Here is a 19,721-nt window from a genome sequence, read left to right on the forward strand (position 1 = left end):
TGCCCAGTGCTGCGGGCAAGGAGTGGACATGCTCAGTGTTTCCGCGGGACATGCTCATTCTTGGCGGGCTGGAGTGGGCATGAGGGCATTGTGTCCATTCCCGGGCGTGGGCGCTGGACATGTCCRTCGGGCCGGGTGGGGGGAGSTCGGGTCAGGARTGGACATGCTCAGTGTTTCCGCGGGACATGCTCATTCTTGGCGGGCTGGAGTGGGCATGAGGGCATTGTGTCCATTCCCGGGCGTGGGCGCTGGACATGTCCATTGGGCCGGGCGGGGGAGCTCGGGTGTCGCCGCCGCGGCGGCCACGAGTGCGTCAGCTCAGGGCGTTGCGGCGGCCCTCGAAGGCCCTGCCGAGCGTGACTTCGTCGGCGTATTCCAGGTCCCCGCCTACGGGCAGGCCGGACGCCAGCCGGGTGACGGCGATGCCAATCGACTTGAGCATCCGGGCCAGATAGGTCGCCGTTGCCTCGCCCTCGAGGTTGGGGTCGGTGGCGATGATGATTTCCTGGATGGCGCCGTCGTTGAGCCGGGTCAGCAATTCACGGATCCGGAGCTGTTCCGGACCGATCCCGGCGATCGGATTAATCGCGCCGCCCAGGACGTGGTACCTGCCGCGGAAGGACCGCGTGCGTTCCACCGCCAGGACGTCCTTGGATTCTTCGACGACGCAGATCACCGTGGGGTCCCGGCGCGGGTCGCGGCAGATGTTGCACAGTTCCTGCTCGGTCACGTTCCCGCAAACCGTGCAGAACTTGACCCGTTCCTTCACTGTGGTGATGGCATCGACAAGCCGCTTCATGTCCTGGGGATCGGCCTCGAGGATGTGGAAGGCCAGCCGCTGGGCGGACTTAGGCCCCACTCCGGGAAGGCGTCCGAGCTCGTCGATCAGCTCTTGAACTGCGCCTTCGTACACAATGTCCTCGTTCGTTTGGAGTAGGGCCGGGGCCAGCCGGCAGGGGTTTTGCTAGAAGCGGGGCGGCAGCGGGCTTCCATCCAGGGAGCGCTCCTCCACCAGTTTCCCGCCCAGAATGCGCTCGACGGCGGCCCGGCCGAAGACGCCCGATTCCTCGATCGTTTCGTCGTCGGCGCTCGGGATGTCCTGTACGTAGACGGTGGTCGCAGCGGCAGCGCGGGTGGGGGCCTTCGCCCGCCCGGCCTCGGCCTCGGGACTGTTCGACAGCCGCTGGTACAGGCTTTGCCGGCCTGCCGGGGCGGCAGGCTCGGGAACGGCAGTGACCGCAACAGCCTCCGCGACGGCAGCTACTGCAGCGGCGGCCACACGCGGCGCAACAGACACCGCAACCGCCGGCGCCGGAGCCGCTTCGGCCCGGGCCGGGCGGTCCGAGGTCAGTCCAGACGGCGCGGACACGACACCCGCGTACTCCGGGATCTGTGCCGCCGCCGGCTCGTAGTGCACAGGCTTCGGCTCGGGCTCGGGCGCAGCGGGCTCGACATCCGGGCTCGTGTACCGGCCGAGGTTCGAATCTGTGCCGACCGTCCAGACGCCGGGTGACTGCTCGACGGCGCGGGCCCACGCGTCATCCGACGCGTCCGGGTCTGCGCCCGGTGTCCCGGCCGGGGAGCCGGCGGTTTTGGATGCCGGCGCGGCAGGGGACTTACGGGCCGGAGCCGTAGCGGCAGCCGCGGGCTCGGGGCGGCGCGGCGTGGCTACGGGCGAGGGGTCCCAATCCAAGGGTGGTTCCTCGTCCAGCGGAGGGGCGTCCTCGTCCCGGGGCGGTCCCCAGTCGTCATCGGCGTCGGCGTAGGACCCGGAAGGCTCCGAAGGGCCGTCCGATTCGGCTGCTGGCTCGGCTGCGCGGACCTGAGTTTGGATCGCGGGGGCAGGCGCCTGCGGTTCCGCTGCCGGCTCGGCTGCACGGACCTGATCCTGGGCCGCGGGGGCTGGAGTGGGTTGCGTCGAAGGTGTTGAGGCGGCGGGAACGTGCGCGGGGGCCACCCGCGAGGGGACGGCTTCAGCGGCATCGTTGGCCGGAGATGGGGCCTGCTGGGGAGCCGGGCTCAGGCCCCAAGCGACGTCTGCCGATGTCGCCTGGCTTGCGGACGATGCCGGGGCCTCCGGGCTAGCCGGCGGCGCTTTTGGGTTTGGCTCAGAGCTCGCTGGGCTGTTGCTGCTGCCGGCCACGGCCCGGATCTGGCAATCGATGCCGATCGTCTTGTGGATCGCCTGCCGGAGGTTCTCTGCGTGGTCGGCCCGGCCGAAGGCCCCCGCCAGCCCCGTGGTGGTGAACGCGAGGGTCAGGACGTGGTCTTCGAAGTGGCCGACCTGGGCGTTGGGTTCCACCAGCGCCCAGGTGCTGCGTTTGATCTTGGTGAGCGTTTGCAGGATCTCGGGCCAGGCGCGACGCAAAACCTCCACGTCGGCTCCGGGTCCGGCGGCAGACCCGGGCGCAGGGCTGGGAGCAACGGCAGGCGCCCTGCCGGGCTCGGCCGGCTCGGGGCGAGCAGGGACGGAAGGTGCGGATGGGGCCGCCGCTGGGGCAGTCTCTGACGCGGGTGGGGACGGAGGCGCGGCGGCGGGACCTGCGGCAGGGGCGGGCCGGCTGGCCGCCGCGGGTTCGTCCACAGGCCAGTCGCTGGTGCTGACCCGTGGTGCCGTCAGCGGTTCGCGGACAGGCTCGTCCTGACGGGCGGGCGCGGAGACTGTGGCCGGCGGCTGCTCGCCCCGGGGCGGGGCGGAGGGGGTGGTGGTTGCGGCAGCCGGTGCGGCGTGCGAAGGTGCGGCGGGCACGTGCGCTGCCGGCGGCTCTGGCGCGGCTGCCTGCTCCGTGCGTGCAGGCGAAACGGCAACAGGTGCGGGAGCGCCAGCGAGGGGGGCTCCGACGTCGTTCCCGGCGTAGTTCAAGCGCCGCTCGACGCGGTCGATCCGGGCTGCAATGCCGCGCTCGGTCTGCTCGGAGCTGGGCAGCAGGATGCGGGCGCACAGCAGTTCCAGGTGCAGGCGCGGCGAGGTGGCCCCGGTCATGTCCGTGAGCGCGGTATTGGTCACGTCAGCGGCGCGGGAGAGCTCGGCCGCCCCGAGGTTGTGCGCCTGGTTCTGCAGCCGGGCGATCTGGTCCGCCGGCATGCCGCGGAGGATGGACTGGGCGCTTTCGGGCATGGCCTGGACGATGATGAGGTCGCGGAAGCGTTCCAGCAGGTCCTCGACGAAGCGCCTTGGATCGTGCCCGGTCTGGATGACGCGGTCCACAGCGCGGAACACCGTGGCGGCATCCGACGCCGCGACGGCCTCCACGACGTCATCGAGCAGGGAGGCGTGTGTGTAGCCCAGGAGGGCGACAGCGAGTTCGTAGTCCAGTCCGTTTGGTCCGGCGCCGGCCATGAGCTGGTCGAGCACGGAGAGGGAGTCGCGGACCGAACCGCCGCCCGCGCGGATGACGAGCGAGAGCACCCCGGGCGCCACAGGGACGTTCTCCTGGGTACAGAGCAGCTCCAGATACGCCATGAGAGGCTCCGGCGGCACCAGCCGGAAAGGGTAGTGGTGCGTGCGGGAACGGATGGTGCCGATGACCTTGTCCGGCTCCGTGGTGGCGAAGATGAACTTGATGTGTTCCGGCGGTTCTTCGACGATCTTGAGCAGGGCGTTGAACCCGGCCGACGTGACCATGTGGGCTTCGTCGATGATGAAGATCTTGTAGCGGTCCCGGACGGGGGCGTAGGTGGCCCGTTCCCGGAGGTCGCGGGCGTCGTCGACACCGCCGTGGCTGGCGGCGTCGATCTCGATGACGTCCAGGGAGCCGGAGCCGCCGCGGGCGAGTTCCACGCAGCTGGGGCACTCGCCGCAGGGGGTGTCCGTGGGGCCCTCGGCGCAGTTCAGGCAGCGGGCCAGGATGCGGGCGGAGGTGGTTTTGCCACAGCCGCGGGGGCCCGAAAAGAGATAGGCGTGGTTGACGCGGTTCTTGCGCAGGGCCGTCATGAGAGGCTCGGTGACGTGCTCCTGCCCGATAACGTCCGCGAACGAATCGGGGCGGTATCGACGGTAGAGGGCGGTAGTAACAGTCACAGATAAACCCTACCAATCGGCACAGACATAAAAGACCCCTCATGCACCCGCCAGAGCCCGTTTACCCTTGCTACCTTCCGGTCCTGGGGGAGTTCAACAGGATGACGCCACATGAGGGGCCGTCAGCCAGTTTACCTGACGATTGGGTGTGCCCCGAATTGGCCCGGTTTGGCCCTTCATCCTCGGCGGGACATGCCCATTTTTCGCGGCAGGAGCGGGCTGCAGGAGCGGGCGCGGTGGGACTGTGTCCGGCGGTCGGGCGGGCCGCGGGGCATGTCCAGTCGCGGGAGTAGGCAATGTGGGGCATGCCCATTCTTGGCGGGAAGGAGTGGGCTATTTGGGGCTATGTCCAGCCCTCGAGTGGGCCGTGGGGCATGTCCCGCGGAGGAGCCGCAGGCCGGGGCGGGAGGCCCAATTGGGCGAAGCCGGAAAGTTCAGGTATTCTAGTATCTGCTTTTGATTCAGAAGCTACTGGAGAATTCGCCTAGCGGCCTATGGCGCACGCCTGGAACGCGTGTTGGGTTAACGCCCTCGGGGGTTCAAATCCCCCATTCTCCGCGGTTGGCCCCGGTCCTCGGACCGGGGCCTTTTTGCGTCCCCGGCATTTCTATTCTCGTGAGGTTCTCGTGAGGTTCTGGCCAAGGTTGCGTCCTCCGGCAGTACCGGCACCGATTCATCCACCCAGCCGCCCCGTGCGCCAGCCGCCCCGCCACGAACCAGCAAACCACCCCAGCCGCCCGCCGGCCCAGACTCAGGCCAGGTAGCCCAGCCGGCGCAGCCGCGCGCGGGCAGCTTGCTCGCTGGGGCCCATCCGTCCGAGGGCCACATGCACCACGCCGAGCGTGACCCGGGTGGCCAGGGTTACCGGCAGCGGTATCGGGCCCAGCCGCGCGGTCCGTAGGCCCAGAAGCTCCCGGTACTTGGGCTCGAGGCTTGCCACGGCGGCCGCGAACAGCACCCGGTAGCCAGCCCTGAGCGCGGGGTGCAGGGGCGGGTCGCGAATAAACGCCACCGTTTCGGTGACCCGTTCGTCACAGCGGAGCTCGCCGTCGTCGTACCAGCGGTCCAACTGCTGCCGCATTTCCGCTTCGCTCAGCGGCGGTGCCTCGACGCCCATCAGCCGGCCGGCCTGGGCCCACTCACGGACGTAGGCATCAGGTCCGCCAGGAATCGGCCGCCCCCACAGCTTGTGGGCAGAGAGGAAAGCGTCTGTGAAGGCAATGTGAACCCACCGGAGCAGCTCGGGATCATTGGCCGCGTAACTGCGCCTTATGCCGTGGCCGTCCACAAATTCTCCCCGCACCGTCCGGTGCAGCCGAAGAACCCAGTCCGACGCCGCCTTCGCCGTATCCGTGGAGCCATACGTCACGGTGAAGATCCAGCGGATCGTGCCAGCCAGCCGGCCCAGCGGGTCTTCGCGGAAACGGGAGTGATCGTGGACTCCGGCCAACGCGCCGGGATGGAGCGCCTGCATCAGCAGTGCCCGGATTCCCGCCACGATGGTTGGCATGTCCCCGTGCACGGCCCAGACGGCCGAGCCGGGCAAGTGGTAACCGGCGTCGTCCCCCTCGGCCAGGCCCGGCACCCACTCGGGCACCGAATCGCGCGTCCCCGTGAACGTCTGTTTGAGCTCCGCCTGCCATTCCCTGAGGACATTTCGCATCCTTCATTCTTACCCGTCCCGGCGGCGTGCGGCACCTGCAATTGTGCGGAGAACTACTGGGCCGCAGCCGGCAAGCTACTGGGGACATCCGCGGATCTCCGATTGGTCCCGCAAAGGAACGCGTTGACGGTTCACAGACCCGGCCGTCTGTGGTCACATAGGGAGGTAAGTCCGTGAAGATTGGGGTCTGGCGGACATATTGCGGGAGTCATTTCGTGGGAAAACACTGGGGAAACTCATCGAATGAGCAGTCAGCGAGGGCACGGACCATTGCCGTGCGCTGCGTGTCCGGAGGTCTGTGCCTGTCCCTGGCCGTGCTGGCATTCGGCGGCTTTCAGGGCCTGAGCGCCTTTGCGACCTACGGCGCGCCCACCGCCGTCCCGTCGGCCGCCATGCCTGCCTCCGGCGACGTGGGACCGGAAGCCCTGGACTCGCTGGCCCATTCCGCCGCGACCGCGCCCGCGGGGACTCCCGGCACCGGCGCTGTCACCGCCGACGCCCAGGCGCTCGTGGCCTTCAGCCGGAGCACGGTGGACACCGCCACCCGGGCAGGGGTGCGTGGAGAGCTCAATGTGGCCTCGGCGTCCCTGCGCCGGCCCGCGGCGGGCTTCCTCATGGCCCCGCTGGAATCACTGGTGCCTTCCTCCCCGTTCGGGCTGCGCACCAGCCCCCTGACAGGATTCGCGGGCGAATTCCACTGGGGCCAGGACTTCGCGGCCCCCTGCGGCACCCGGGTCTACTCCGCCGACGCCGGTGTGGTGCGGGCCGTCGGGTGGCACCCGTGGGGCGGCGGAAACCGGGTGGAAATCGACCACGGCAACGGTCTCATCACCACGTACAACCATCTGGAGGCGATCGCGGTCAAGAAGGGCGACTCCGTGCGGGTGGGGGAAATTATTGCCCGGGTAGGTACCACCGGATCCTCTACGGGCTGCCATCTTCACTTCGAGACCATCCTCAACGGCTCCCACACTGATCCGCGCGATTGGACATTTCTCCCCATCAAGCAGGTGGATCAACTCGGCCCGATCGACATGACCAGTTACGCACCCGACGCCGGTAAGGCAACCAATGCGGGGATTGGCTGGGCGATTCCTGTCCGGGAGGACCTGACCCATGTGGTGGCCGGCGGCGTTCAGGAGCAGCCTGCCGCGGTGGCCGCCAAGCCGTCGGCGAGTGCCTCACCTGCGGCTACTGAAGCCGCCGCCGACAAACCGTCCCCAACGCCTTCCGCCACCTCTAAGCCGTCGCCCACGGGCACTGCCTCCGCGACCCCGACGCCGACCGGCACTGCCTCCGCGACCCCGACACCCACGGGCACTGCCTCCGCGACGCCGACGCCGACCGGCACTGCCACGACGACCACACCTGACGCGCCCACCCCGCGGCCGTCGGCAACGGCGACCCCGACCCCGTCGGCAACTGCGACCCCGACGCCGTCGGCGACCGCCACCCCAACGCCGGCGCCAACCCAGACGGGAACAGCCTCCGCCAAGCCATCAGCACCGTTATCGGTCCCGCCGCCGGTGGCACCGCCGTCCTCCGCGCCTGCGTCAGCCTCCGCAACCGCGACGGAGGCTGCCGCCAAGACGGCCACCCCGGTGCCGGCCCCGCTCACTGTGGAGCCGGACCCGGTCACCGCGCCGGCCGATACGCCGAAGCCACGGGCGGTCACGCAGTCGGCCACCACGGCAGTGACAACAAAACCCTCAGCGACGCCCTCTGCGACGCCCGGCGGCTAGCCCCCGCCGCGCCGCAGGGCATTGTTCCGGCGTCATGTCCGGGGGTACACCCATACCCGCGGGCCCCGGTGCCGAATAATGGAGTGACCAGTTCAGATTCCCTGCTCCGGACCATCGACATCGCAAGGACGCGCCCCATGACAGCTCTGCACTCCATTCCCCTGACCCTCATCGACGGGACCGAGACCGATTTTGGCCGATTCAAGGACGACGTGGTTCTGGTGGTCAACGTGGCGTCCCAGTGCGGTTTCACGCCCCAGTACGCTGGACTCGAGGCGCTGCACAACAAGTTCCGGGGCCAGGGCTTCCAGGTCCTCGGCGTCCCCTGCAACCAGTTCGCCGGGCAGGAGCCCGGCGGCGACGCCGAGATCGCCGAGTTCTGCCAGCGCAATTTCGGGGTGACCTTCCCGCTGACAGTCAAGGCCAACGTCCGGGGAAAGAACCAGCACCCGCTCTACGCCGAGCTCACCAAATTCAAGACGGGAATCCTGCCCGGCCTGGTGAAGTGGAACTTCGAGAAGTTCCTCGTGAACCGCGACGGCGAGGTCATCGCCCGCTTTGCGCCCACCGTTGAGCCTGACGCGCCGGAGATCATCGAGGCTGTTCAGTCCGCACTGGGCTAAACCGGCCCGCCCGGCTTTCCGATCCCGCAGCCTCTACCCCTAAGCATGCCTACGGCCTAGACTGACCGAACCCTCCAGCATTCCGGGAACACCCGGCGCAGTCGTCCCTGACGGCCGCCGTGCGGCAGTGCGGCCGCGGTGTCCCTGCGGAGGGCGCATCAAGAAACTTCGTCAATCACAGCAGGGCTTCCGTCTGGGGTCCGTGAACGCAGGAGGAATGAGATGACAGGGAACAAAGCCGTTGCCTACAAGGGGCCGGGAAAAGTCGAACTGATCGACATCGACTACCCCACCTTCGAACTCAAGGACGGTCCGGGGGTCAACCCCGCCAACGTGGGCCGGCAGGTGCGCCACGGCGTAATCCTCAAAACCGTGGCCACCAACATCTGCGGCTCGGACCAGCACATGGTCCGCGGGCGCACCACGGCCCCCACTGACCTGGTGCTCGGGCACGAGATCACCGGAGAAGTGGTGGAAGTGGGTCCGGATGTTGAATTCATCAAAGTGGGGGACATCTGTTCTGTCCCGTTCAATATCGCCTGCGGGCGCTGCCGGAACTGCAAGGAACGCAAGACGGGCATCTGCCTCAACGTCAACCCCGACCGCCCGGGCAGCGCCTACGGCTACGTGGATATGGGCGGCTGGGTAGGCGGCCAGGCCAACTACGTCCTGGTGCCGTATGCCGATTGGAACCTGTTGAAGTTCCCGGACAAAGATCAGGCCCTCGAAAAGATGCTGGACCTGACGATGCTCTCGGACATCTTCCCGACCGGATTCCATGGTGCGGTCACCGCAGGCGTCGGCGTCGGGTCCACCGTCTACGTGGCGGGCGCAGGGCCCGTGGGCCTGGCCGCGGCGACCAGTGCCCAGCTCCTGGGTGCCGCCGTCGTGATTGTGGGCGACATGAACGCGGACCGCCTGGCGCAGGCGCGGAGCTTCGGCTGCGAGACCATCGACCTGAGTAAGGGCGGCCCGGCCGAGCAGATTGAGCAACTCCTGGGCGTCCCGGAAGTCGACTGCGGCGTGGATGCCGTGGGATTTGAGGCCAAGGGGCACGGGGCCGGAGCCCACGAGGCCCCCGCCACCGTCCTGAACTCGCTGATGGAGGTAACAGCCGCCGGCGGTGCCCTGGGCATCCCCGGGCTCTACGTCACCGGGGACCCGGGCGGCGTGGACGAGGCCGCGAAGAAAGGTTCGCTCTCGCTCAGCCTCGGAACGGGCTGGGCAAAGTCACTCAGCTTCACCACGGGACAGTGTCCGGTCATGAAATACAACCGGCAGCTGATGATGGCCATCCTGCATGACAGGGTGCATATCGCCAAGAACGTCAACGCGAAGGCGATTACCCTGGAGGACGCGCCGAAGGGCTACGCGGAATTCGACGCCGGCGCGGCGACGAAGTTCGTGCTTAACCCGAACGGCTACCTGAGCTAGCGGAAACCGTGAACCCGGCGGCACTGTCCGTCCCGCCCCGAAGCCCCGGGGTTTCGGGAGTGCCGCCGGGCGTCCCCGCCCCGTATATGCCGGAAAGGGCATGTGAGGGCACGCCACCTGTTAACGCCAATTTTTCCAATATGCCTGTCCCAGTCTTTACATTGTTTGCCCAATCTCTGGTTGGATAGTTCTTACTGAGAGGGACCCTGGAAGCACCGCTTCCACCCAACCAAGAAGGCAGCAATGGAGCGCATCGAGGCCGAACACCCCCGGCCACGTCATTTCCTACTTCACCTGAGCGACCCCCACCTGCTGGGGGGTCCGCAACCCTTGCACGGCGTCGTGGACAGCGAAGCCCTGCTCAGGCAACTCTTCGAAGAGGTCCACGCCTCCGGAGCCCGCCCCGAAGCCGTAATCTTCACGGGCGACCTGGCTGACCGGGGCGAACCCGAGGCGTATGCCAAGCTCCGCGCCATCGTTGATCCGGCGTGCGAGGCCCTGGGGGCCGAGGTCATCTGGGCGATGGGCAACCACGACAACCGGGCCAATTTCCGGGCCGGTCTCCTGGACCAGGACGACAATGACGCGCCCGTGGACCACAGCTACTTCGTCAACGGGCTGCGCATCATCACTTTGGACACCTCCGTGCCCGGCTTCCACCATGGTGAATTGAGCCACGACCAGCTGGACTGGCTCGCTGCTGAACTGGCCACCCCGGCCCCGGACGGGACCATCCTTGCCCTGCACCACCCGCCGGTACCGTCCGTGCTGGACCTTGCCGTGCTCGTGGAGCTCCGGGGCCAGCCGGCGCTTGCCGGCGTCCTGCGCAACTCCGATGTCCGCGCCATCCTGGGCGGCCACCTGCACTACTCGACCACCGCAACGTTCGCGGGCATCCCTGTGTCCGTGGCTTCAGCCACCTGCTACACGCAGGATCTGAACGTTCCGGTCGGCGGCACCCGAGGCCGCGACGGAGGGCAGGCGTTCAACCTGGTCCACGTCTACGAACACACGATCGTGCACTCCGTGGTGCTGCTCGGCGACACCCCTGCGGTGGGGGAGCTGGTCTCTCCGGAGGAAGCCCAGCGCCGGCTCGCGGCCGCAGGGATCCATGTCCCTGAGAAGGCCAAGCTCGAGGCCCCGTCCCGGACGTCGGCGAACCGCAGGTACACCACCCTGAACTGATTCACTCCCCGGCCGACGCGGCGCCCGTTTTGGTCACGGTCCGTTACTTCTCCCAGGGCGCCTTGATGGGGTAGTACTTCTCCAGGAAGTCCGTGACCAGTTCGGCCCGCTCTTCCGCCGGGACCTCGGGGAAGCTGCCGTCGTTGAGGCAGAAGAAGTCCATGTTCCGCTTGGCCAGGAGCTTGGGCAGGTAATTCAGGCCGGCCCGCGCCGTGGTGTCCACATATCTCACCTTGGCAGCTGTCTGGGTTACGGCCCGGCCCGTGAGCAGCGCGTAGTAGTGGTAGAACGAGTTGGTCACGGAGATGTTGTCCGCTGCCCGGAAGGTACTCGCGGCGGTCTTGGCAAACTCGGCCGGGAACTCCTGCTCCATCTGCTCGACCACGCTGCGCCGCAACGGGGCCGCCGTGTGCTCCAGGTGCCGGGTGGTGATGCGGCCGAAGCGGTTCCAGAGCAGCTTGCGGTTCACTCGGGCGGCGTTCTCAAAGCCGCTGCGTTCGGCGTCGTTGTCGCCCAGGCCGATCCGGGTTTCGGCCTCGATGAACTTCGTGATGCCGCCCGGAGTGAAGAACATGTCCGGGCCCAAGGCGCGGCCGAAGAACATGTCGTCGTTCGAATACAGGAAGTGCTCGGAGAGCCCCTCGATGTGGTGCAGCTGACACTCCACGGCCTGCGAATTGTGAGTGGGCAGAACCGACGTGTCGGCGAAAAACTCTTCGCTCCGGACGATCGTCACACTCGGGTGGTCGGCCAGCCATGACGGCGCGGGGGAGTCCGTGGCGATGAAGATCCGGCGGATCCACGGCGCAAACATGTACACCGAGCGAAGGGCGTACTTGAGCTCATCGATCTGGCGGAAGCGGGCCTCGTGGTCATCGCCCTCGCCCACCACCACGCCGGCCATGCGGGCGCGGCGGGCAGCGATGTACTCGGGGGAGCTGCCGTCAACCCATGAGAAGACCAGGTCGACGTCGAAGCTGATGTCGCTGGCGTGGTCCGCGAACATGTTCTCGATGGTGGGCCACGTGTGGCCGTAGCGTTCCACCGTGCCGCGCACTGCATCCTGGGCCAGCATGGTGCGGCGCGTCAGGGAGTTCTCGATCGGCAGGATCAGCTGATCGCCTTCGAAGCTCCACAGCTCCAGCTGGACGCCGGCGGAAGCCCCGAATTCAAAACCGCCCTCGGGTTCGACCCTGGGCCGGTAAAGCCGGAAGATCCGGGCCTGGCGGTTCGGCGACAGCTCGCCGTCGGCCACCAGCACGGACGACTTCTTCTTTGCGTCCACGCTCATGGAATACATCGGATCGTCGCGGCACGCCTCCACGAGGGCGTCGCGGAGTTCCTTGCGATCCTTCCAGTCGACGGCGACCACAGGGCGATGGTTGTTGCCGCGGACCAGCAGGTAGCCGATACCGGCGCCGGCCAGGACGGAACGCAGGAACATCAGGTCCTCGACCATGGCCTGGTACGGCGTGCGGTTTTCGTTGATCAGCGCGTAGCGGCCGCGGTGGCGGACAACATCGGAGCGGGTCCGGAATCTGGCGACTGCGGCCGCCGACGTGACCTCGGCGTGGGCGTCCACAGATGCCTGGCTGCCATAGTAAATCTCGTCTTGGATCGCTGCATCGGTAATGTCTGAGCTCCCGCTTCTTTGAGTGCGTTGGTGTCTACTTGCATGATAACGCGGGCCTCAAAATTGCCGCGGAAAACCGGCCGCCGCGCGGCGTGCGTGACGACGAAATGTGACCGACCATAACGGTGGAACGTAACGGCGGAGCGGGGCCTCAGCCGGTGACGACGGCCAGCCAGTGGTGCAGGAAGGCGGCACCGGCGTCGTCGTGGATCACGTCCTCGCCGAGCCCCAGATCGGCGGCGGTGAGAACCTCGTAAGGTTTGACGGGGATGCCGTCCGCGGGCCGGACGTCGACGTGCTTCACGGTGTGGTCGTTGTGGTGCAGCCAGTCGGCCATGGCGTAGTCCGTGCGGGAATCGCCCACCGTGCGCCACGCCTGCGGCGTGATCCCCTGCGCGGCCAGGAACTCCACGGCCCGGCTCGCGCCCAGGTCCTTGCCCAGCCGGACCGATTCGATATCGGTGGAGATGATGGTCGGATCGACGCGGAAGTCGACCTGGTCATCCGAATCGGGGACGTGGTGGTCCAGCCGCACCACACCGAGCCCGTGCCGGGCCATGATGCCCATGGCGTCGGCGTCGAAGAGTTCCTGCTCGGCCCGGTAGTCGGGGTTGGGGACGGCAATGTGCTGCTCCACGGAGACCATGGCCCGCTTGGTTTCGTCGTAGAACATGTGGGCGGAGTAGTCCTCGGCCACCAGGCGGCGCACGTCATCGCCGAAGGCCTGCGGAATGGCGAGCTCGTGGTCCACGTGGACCGGGCCGGGGCCCTCCGCCGTGTAGCTGAACCAGACGGCGCCCTTCTCGCAAATGGCGTGGATGAGGGTGCCGGCGGGCATCCCGGCGGCGATCATCGGTTCCATGACCTGCTCGCGGATGAACGCGTCCGACCGGCCGGTGTTGAAGATGACCGGCACGCCGGCGGCGGCCAGGGCCACCAGGTCGGCGATGATGCCGGGCTGCACCTCGCGGGTGACCGGGCTCGCGACCGGACCGTCGACGTCGAGCAGCAGCGCCAGCACGGGGGCCGACGACGACGGAACAGGGGCAGTCTCGGGTGAAGTCATACGGCCATTCTGTCAGCCGCACGGGACGTTTGGGTGAACCGCCCAGCAGATCGACGGCCCTGCGCTGGATGTGACAGGCGGCAGGCGCTGGTCGTGTCAACGCGTCGTGTGACAAATGGTTACCGTTTGGCCACAACCTCACGCCGCCGGGGGACATTCGTTCCTTCGGGCGTCGAAGTTCCCTAGGCTGGCAAGGTGATATTCAAAGCTGTGGGCGAGGGCCGCCCGTACCCCGACCATGGTTACACCACGCCCAAGGACTGGGCGGCCCTGCCCCCGCGTCCTGTCCGGCTTGATGAGCTGGTGACCACGAAGCGCACACTGGATCTTGAAGCCCTGCTGGCCGAGGACTCCACGTTTTTCGGCGACCTCTTTCCGCACGTCGTGGAATACCGCGGCGTCCTCTACCTTGAAGACGGCCTGCACCGGGCAGTCCGCACCGCGCTGCACCAGCGCACCGCAATTCATGCGCGGGTCCTCGTGATAAATGGCTAGGAAGCCGCCAGACGTCAGAGTCCTGCACGGGCACCGCGTCATCAGTGGCTCCGAGCTGAGGGCCACGTTCGTGGAGCAGGACGATACGGCAAAGAACCCCCACCGGCTGCGGCGCAGGATCCTGCACGGCGTTGTCCTGATGATGCTTGTCGGCCTCATCGTGGCCGCGATCGTGGTGGCCCTCGCCATCATGAACGGCCAGATCAAGATCCCCGGGGCGGAGCGGAGCAGGGCGGCAGTGTCGGTGTGCCCGGCGGCCACCTACGACTACGCGCCGCCGCAGAAGGTCCACGTCAACATCTACAACTCCACGAGCCGGCCGGGCTTGGCCCGGAGCGTGGCCGACCAGCTCGCCGCCCGGAAGTTCCTGGTGGGTACCGTGGGGAACACGACGTCGAGCTACCGCGGCGTGGCGCTGGTGGTCTCCGGTGCCGCGGGCCAGTCGGCCGCCTTCAGCGTCCAGCGCCACGTGCCCGGCTCGGACTATGTCCAGGACGGCCGCGCGGACGCGAGCGTGGACGTGATCATTACCAGCGACTTCAAGGAACTGGCCAAGCCGGAACTCGTGGACCAGACGCCGGGCCAGCTCAGCTGCCCCCGCGAGAACCGGCGCATCGTGGATGAGGCCACGTTGCCCGCCGTACCCACGGCGACGCCCGGCACGGGCTAAAGGCACAGCTTTCCGGCCTTCCCGGCGCGGGGCCTAGCGGATGGTGCGGACCGGCCGGCCGGCGTCGTCAAACCTGGCCCCGGCCCCCAGCTGGACAAACCGCACCGTCCGGGCGAGCCGTGCCTCGGCCTCGGCGTCCTGGCCCGCCCCGTCGCCCCGCGCAGCGCTTGAGGAGAGCGTGCCGTGGATGAGCTGGGCCAGCTGGGCAATGTCCGACTCGGGCAGGTACCCCTGGGCCATGCCGTCGCGCAGGATGCCCCGCAGGAGCACGCTGAGCTCACCCACGTGGTCGGCCAGTTTGGCGAACGACGACGGCGAGAGCACCGCCGCCATGGCCGGGCCCGGCGGCAGGTGGCGCCGGCTCAGGTCCTCCACCTGGGCGCGGACGTAGACAGCCAGGCGCTCCACCGGGTTCTCCAGTGCATCGAGGGATTCGCGCAGATCGAGCAGGAACCGCTCGGTCTCATCCAAGGCGTAGGCGATGAGGAGCTCTTCGATGTCCGCATAGTAGTTGTAGACGGCGGTCCGGCCGATCTGGGCATGGCGCGCGACGTCCGTCATGGTCAGGCCGGGGAGCCCGTGGGTGAAGAGGAGTTCCCCGAACGCGGTCAGGATGCGGCGCTGGGTCTCGGCACGTTGGGCGGCGTTGCTCGCGGCCGAAATCCTAGGCATACGCACACTTTAGCGCGATCTGTCACCAAAGCAGCCGGGCAGCGGACTGTGACACGGCCGGGCTATGAACATCGACCGGTTCTGAGGGGCCACACCTGGATCCGCCGCCTCAAGTGGGGGTGTCTGATAGACACTGCCACCGCCCGTCCGGCCTGCGTAGCGTGGTGGATGTGGACAGAAAAGACGAAATCCGAGACTTCCTGATCTCGCGCCGGGCGAAGATCACCCCGGATCGGGCCGGCCTCCCCGACTATGGCGAGCTGCGCCGCGTGCCGGGGCTGCGTCGGGAGGAAGTGGCCCAGCTCGCCGGGGTAAGCACGGACTATTACACGCGGCTGGAACGCGGCAGCATCCGCGGCGTCTCGGACTCGGTCCTCGACGCTGTGGCCTCCGCCCTTCAGCTGGATGAGGCAGAGCGGACGCATCTGATGGACTTGGCCACGACGGCCAACACGCCGTCCTCCCGGCGGCCGGCGCGCCGGCCACCGCAGCAGAGGGTCCGTCCCGGGGTAATGCGTTTGCTGGACGGGATGACCGGAGCTGTCGCCCTGGTGCAGAACGGACGCTCGGACGTGCTGGCCGCCAACCCCTTGGGGCGCGCGCTGTACGGACCGGTGTTCGAGTCCACAGCAGCCGCTGGTCCGGAGGATCCGGGCCAGCTGCCGAACCAGGCACGATACCTCTTCCTCGATGCGAGCGCCGGGGACTTCTACCCCGATTGGTCCGCAATCGCCGCCACCACGGTAGCGATGCTCCGATCGGAAGCGGGACGGAATCCCCATGACCGCGCTTTGAACGAACTGGTCGGCGAGCTGACCACACGCAGCGGGCACTTCGCCGCATTGTGGGCCGGCCATGACGTGCGGATCCACACCACGGGAACCAAGCGCTTCCACCATCCGGTCGCAGGCGACGTGTCGCTGCAGTTCGAGACGCTCGACCTTCCCGGCGATGAGGGACAAACCCTGTACACCTTCACTGCAGAGCCGGGGTCCGCATCCGAAAACGCGCTGGCGTTCCTTGCCAGCTGGGCGGCATCGCCCCCCGCGAAAACCACAACCGGCGACCCTTCCATCCCGGATCTGCGCTCCCACGCGCGGCCCGGAACACTTAACCCAGGAAAGACAGAACATGACTGAGCAAAACGAGGCCAAGACCGGGCAGAAAGTCTGGTTCATCACCGGGGCAGGCCGCGGTATGGGCATTGACATCGCCAAGGCCGCCCTGGCCGCCGGCCACGCAGTCGTTGCCACCGGCCGCAACCCCGGCAAGGTCGCCCGGGCCGTCGGCGAGAACGGCAACCTGCTGGCCGTAAAACTCGACGTCACCAACCCCGCCGACGCCACCGCCGCCATCGCCGCCGCCGTGGACCGGTTCGGCCGGATCGACGTGCTGGTAAACAATGCCGGCAACTTCTACGCCGGGTTCTTCGAGGAGATCAGCCCGGAGGACTTCCGGGCCCAGATCGAAACCACCATGTTCGGACCCATAAACGTCACCCGCGCGGCCCTGCCCGTCCTGCGGGCCCAGCGCTCGGGCCTGCTGGTCACAATCTCCTCGACCGCCGGCATCGCCGGCGGGGAGTTCCTTTCCGCATATGCCGCCTCGAAGTTCGGTGTCGAGGGCTGGGCCGAATCCCTGGCCCCCGAAGTCGCCCCGTTCGGCATCCGCACCATGATCGTTGAGCCGGGATTCTTCCGCACCGAGCTCCTTACCCCGGAATCCACCAGCTACGCGGCATCCACTATCGGGGACTATTCCGAGCGGACCGAGCAGACAGTCACCGCGTGGAAAGGCATGAACGGACTTCAGGGCGGGGACCCGGCCAAGCTCGCCGTCGCCCTCATCCAACTGGCGGAGCTGGATGAACCTCCGCTGCGCTTCGCCGCCGGAGCGGACGCCGTTGCAGTCTTTGAGGCCCGGGCCAAGGAACTCCAGGTCCAGGCCGACGCCCACCGCGAGCTCCCCAGCAACCTGGCCCACGACGACGCCTGACACAGACGCCTGACACCGACGCAAACTGACGACGTCGGGAGCCTCCCGCCGTCGTTCACCCAGTCTCGACATACCCGCTGGACGCCAACGGCTACCGGCTGCCCAAAACCCTCGCCACGCTGTGGGTCATGCCCACATTCCAGGCCGGGGAACCACACCCAAAGGAAATACACCATGAAGAACGCACGCCTCGGAAGCCTGGAAGTCTCCCGCATCGGACTCGGCGCCATGACCATGGCCGGCACCTACACCAGCGAGGGCGCCCTGGATAACGCGGAGTCGATCCGGACGATCCACCGCGCCCTTGACCTCGGGGTCACCCACATCGACACCGCGGAGATCTACGGGCCGTTCCTGAGCGAGGAGATCGTCGGCCAAGCCGTCAAGGGACGCCGCGATCAGGTCAGGATTGCAACGAAGTTCGGCCTGGTCTCCCATTCCGGGGGCGGCCCCGGCGTGGTCGACAGCAGCGCGGCGAACGTGAAGGCCGCCGTCGAGGGCTCCCTCAAGCGCCTGGGCACCGACCACATCGACCTGTACTACCAGCACCGGATCGACCGGAACACCCCGATCGAGGAGACGGCCGGCGCGGTTGCTGACCTGATCACCGAGGGCAAGGTGCTGCACTTCGGGCTGTCCGAGGCCTCCCCGGAGACCATCCGCCGGGCACACGCCGTGCAGCCGGTCTCGGCATTGCAGACGGAGTACTCGCTGTGGACCCGGGACGTGGAGGCGGAGATCCTGCCGCTGCTGCGCGGCCTCGGAATTGGGTTCGTTCCGTATTCGCCGCTCGGACACGGGCTGCTGACGGGCCAGATCCGCTCCGTCGATGACTTCGCCGACGACGACTGGCGCAAGACCAACCCCCGGTTCACGGGTGGGAACTTCCGCCGCAACCTCGCGATCGTCGACGAGGTGAAGGCCATCGGCGCCGAGATCGGTGCGACCCCCGCGCAGACCGCCCTCGCGTGGCTGCTGACCCGCGGGATCGACATCGCCCCGATCCCCGGCACCCGCCGGGTCTCCCGGGTCGAGGAAAACACCGCGGCCGACGGGATCGCACTCACCCGTGACCAGCTGGAGCGGCTGAACGCGCTTCGGCCCGCCGCGGGGGAACGCCACGACGAGGCCAACATGGCCTCGATCGACAGCTGACAGCCACCAGCACCATACAAGGGGCGCGGATGCCCGATCCGCGCCCCTGGCAGCAACTTAGGATTCGACGTCGGCCGCGGCCATTGCCTTGTTCGTGAGGACGGGCATCATCCCCAGTAGCGCGAGCGTCAGCACTCCCATGATGCCGAACATGACCTGCAGGCCCAGCCATTGGGCCAGCAGACCGCCGGCTGCTGCACCAAGCGGCATGGTGCCCCACGCCAGCAGGCGGTAGGCGCTGTTGACTCTGCCCAGCAAGCGGTTGGGCGTAATGCGCTGGCGCAGGGATACGGTGATGACATTCCAAAGCACGATCAGCATGCCGCCCACAAAGAAGATTGGGCCAAGAACATAGGGGTTGTCGGTCAGGGCGGGCGCGCCCACGAACAGCGCGGCCCCGAAGATCGTCAGCATCAGAGACGTCGACCGGCCGAGCCTGGCCTCCAGCCGCTCGGACATGAACGAGCCAACGAAGGCGCCGAGAGCGGAGGTGGTCAAAAGCAGGCCGAACCCCACTTCGGACAGCCCCATCTGTGAAGCCGGGCCCACGGCAAACAGCACCAAGACCGCGAAGGCCGCGCTGGATGCGAAGTTGAACACCCCGGTCATCACCGCGAGTGTGCGCAGGATCTTCTGGTTCCAGAGGAACCGCAGCCCCTCAGCAATGTCGAATCTCAGTGTCGTCTTCTGCTCACGTTCTGTGCGAAAAGCCCCCGGGACCAGGAGCAGGCCGCCGACGGCCGCAAGCCACAGGGCCGCCGGCACGGCAACGCCCGCAACCAGGCCCATGGCCACCAGCAGCCCGCCCAGCGGGGGACCGATGAACTGGTTGGTGGTGAGCTCGACGGCGTAGAGCCGGCCGTTGGCGCGCGAGAGCTGATCCCTGTGCACCAGCTGGGGCATGATCGACTGCGCGGAGGTGTCGTAGAGCGTCTCAGCCACGCCCACCATCAGTGCGACAACGTACAGAGCCCAAATGGAGCCCACATCCAGCAAAACGACGGCGGCCAGCAGGGCCGGCAGCACCGCCCGGCTGAGGTTGGCCCACAACATGAGCTTGCGTCGGTCCAGCCGGTCGGCCAGCGCGCCGGCAGTGAGGGCGAAGAGGAGCCAGGGAAGCGTCGCTGCGACGCTCAGTCCGGCAACCAGGGTGGGTGACTGGGTGAACTGAATGGCCAGCAGCGGCAGCGCGATCTTGAAGACGCCGTCCGCGAGGTTGGAGAGCCCGGAGGAGGTCCACAGCTTCCAGTAGGACGCACCCAGCGGCGCACGATGCCGTTCCTTCACCTGCGCGGCGTGACTAGTCATAGGTGGACCATTCCACAGTGATTGAGAAAATTCAAGGTGATTGAATCCAGTACATCGGA

The 19,721-nt window shown here is 67.6% G+C and carries 16 protein-coding genes, 1 tRNA gene and 1 other RNA gene; 10 read left to right on the forward strand and 8 right to left on the reverse strand.

Translation table 11 applies throughout. The features are described 5' to 3' along the window. Positions 1-313 precede the first annotated feature (313 nt). The 3 genes from recR to ffs form a co-directional block, all read right to left on the reverse strand. Positions 314-913 carry a recombination mediator RecR gene (gene recR / locus AC1DZV_RS10145; protein WP_018774392.1) on the reverse strand — a complete coding sequence of 200 codons (600 nt, stop codon included), beginning with the start codon at positions 911-913 and terminating at the stop codon, positions 314-316. Between the two features lie 51 nt (positions 914-964). Further along, positions 965-4,021: a DNA polymerase III subunit gamma and tau gene (locus AC1DZV_RS10150; protein WP_476953634.1), complete on the reverse strand. Its 3,057-nt coding sequence runs from the start codon at positions 4,019-4,021 to the stop codon at positions 965-967. Between the two features lie 27 nt (positions 4,022-4,048). Beyond that, positions 4,049-4,145, reverse strand: an RNA gene (gene ffs / locus AC1DZV_RS10155) — signal recognition particle sRNA small type. A gap of 349 nt (positions 4,146-4,494) precedes the next feature. Here ffs and AC1DZV_RS10160 point away from each other — a divergent pair. Next, positions 4,495-4,579: transfer RNA gene (locus tag AC1DZV_RS10160), tRNA-Ser, on the forward strand. A gap of 193 nt (positions 4,580-4,772) precedes the next feature. On the opposite strand, the gene AC1DZV_RS10165 is transcribed toward AC1DZV_RS10160, so the two are convergent. After that, positions 4,773-5,684: an oxygenase MpaB family protein gene (locus AC1DZV_RS10165; protein ID WP_476953635.1), complete on the reverse strand. Its 912-nt coding sequence runs from the start codon at positions 5,682-5,684 to the stop codon at positions 4,773-4,775. A gap of 284 nt (positions 5,685-5,968) precedes the next feature. On the opposite strand from AC1DZV_RS10165, the gene AC1DZV_RS10170 reads away from it, so the two are divergent. The 4 genes from AC1DZV_RS10170 (at position 5,969) to AC1DZV_RS10185 (ending at position 10,668) form a co-directional block, all read left to right on the forward strand. After that, positions 5,969-7,426 (forward strand): M23 family metallopeptidase, encoded by a 1,458-nt coding sequence (locus AC1DZV_RS10170; protein WP_476953636.1) that lies wholly within the window; start codon positions 5,969-5,971, stop codon positions 7,424-7,426. Positions 7,427-7,563: 137 nt separating this feature from the next. Continuing rightward, positions 7,564-8,049: a glutathione peroxidase gene (locus tag AC1DZV_RS10175; RefSeq protein WP_476953637.1), complete on the forward strand. Its 486-nt coding sequence runs from the start codon at positions 7,564-7,566 to the stop codon at positions 8,047-8,049. Between the two features lie 222 nt (positions 8,050-8,271). Further along, the gene (gene fdhA, locus AC1DZV_RS10180; RefSeq protein ID WP_476949921.1) at positions 8,272-9,483 is read left to right on the forward strand and encodes a formaldehyde dehydrogenase, glutathione-independent; all 1,212 of its coding nucleotides are present in this window, start codon (positions 8,272-8,274) and stop codon (positions 9,481-9,483) included. A 243-nt stretch (positions 9,484-9,726) separates the two neighbouring features. Beyond that, positions 9,727-10,668, forward strand: coding sequence for a phosphodiesterase (locus tag AC1DZV_RS10185; RefSeq protein ID WP_476949920.1), 942 nt, complete (start codon positions 9,727-9,729; stop codon positions 10,666-10,668). A gap of 43 nt (positions 10,669-10,711) precedes the next feature. On the opposite strand, the gene AC1DZV_RS10190 is transcribed toward AC1DZV_RS10185, so the two are convergent. Beyond that, positions 10,712-12,250 (reverse strand): stealth family protein, encoded by a 1,539-nt coding sequence (locus tag AC1DZV_RS10190; RefSeq protein WP_476949919.1) that lies wholly within the window; start codon positions 12,248-12,250, stop codon positions 10,712-10,714. 202 nt (positions 12,251-12,452) lie between these two features. Continuing rightward, positions 12,453-13,367, reverse strand: coding sequence for a Cof-type HAD-IIB family hydrolase (locus AC1DZV_RS10195; RefSeq protein ID WP_476949918.1), 915 nt, complete (start codon positions 13,365-13,367; stop codon positions 12,453-12,455). Positions 13,368-13,562: 195 nt separating this feature from the next. Here AC1DZV_RS10195 and AC1DZV_RS10200 point away from each other — a divergent pair, with 195 nt between their 5' ends. Both AC1DZV_RS10200 and AC1DZV_RS10205 read left to right on the forward strand, forming a co-directional pair. Continuing rightward, positions 13,563-13,862 (forward strand): type II toxin-antitoxin system VapB family antitoxin, encoded by a 300-nt coding sequence (locus AC1DZV_RS10200; protein WP_026266597.1) that lies wholly within the window; start codon positions 13,563-13,565, stop codon positions 13,860-13,862. Beyond that, entirely contained in the window at positions 13,855-14,532 is a 678-nt protein-coding gene (locus AC1DZV_RS10205; protein WP_476949917.1) for a LytR C-terminal domain-containing protein, read from the forward strand. The genes AC1DZV_RS10200 and AC1DZV_RS10205 overlap by 8 nt, the downstream gene beginning before the upstream one ends. A gap of 33 nt (positions 14,533-14,565) precedes the next feature. Here the strand turns inward: AC1DZV_RS10205 and AC1DZV_RS10210 are convergent, their stop codons facing one another. Continuing rightward, positions 14,566-15,204 (reverse strand): TetR/AcrR family transcriptional regulator, encoded by a 639-nt coding sequence (locus AC1DZV_RS10210; RefSeq protein ID WP_018774380.1) that lies wholly within the window; start codon positions 15,202-15,204, stop codon positions 14,566-14,568. Between the two features lie 170 nt (positions 15,205-15,374). On the opposite strand from AC1DZV_RS10210, the gene AC1DZV_RS10215 reads away from it, so the two are divergent. The 3 genes from AC1DZV_RS10215 (at position 15,375) to AC1DZV_RS10225 (ending at position 18,354) form a co-directional block, all read left to right on the forward strand. Continuing rightward, on the forward strand, positions 15,375-16,343 hold the full coding sequence (locus AC1DZV_RS10215; protein WP_476949915.1) for a helix-turn-helix transcriptional regulator: 969 nt from the start codon (positions 15,375-15,377) through the stop codon (positions 16,341-16,343). Beyond that, a complete protein-coding gene (locus tag AC1DZV_RS10220; RefSeq protein WP_476953638.1) occupies positions 16,336-17,199 on the forward strand; it encodes an SDR family oxidoreductase in 864 nt (287 codons plus the stop codon). The genes AC1DZV_RS10215 and AC1DZV_RS10220 overlap by 8 nt, the downstream gene beginning before the upstream one ends. Before the next feature lie 174 nt (positions 17,200-17,373). Beyond that, positions 17,374-18,354, forward strand: coding sequence for an aldo/keto reductase (locus tag AC1DZV_RS10225; protein WP_028278019.1), 981 nt, complete (start codon positions 17,374-17,376; stop codon positions 18,352-18,354). A gap of 57 nt (positions 18,355-18,411) precedes the next feature. Here AC1DZV_RS10225 and AC1DZV_RS10230 read toward each other — a convergent pair whose 3' ends face one another. Further along, positions 18,412-19,662: an MFS transporter gene (locus tag AC1DZV_RS10230; protein WP_476953639.1), complete on the reverse strand. Its 1,251-nt coding sequence runs from the start codon at positions 19,660-19,662 to the stop codon at positions 18,412-18,414. Positions 19,663-19,721: the final 59 nt, after the last annotated feature.

It is taken from the genome of Arthrobacter sp. P1_D12 (assembly GCF_056406175.1).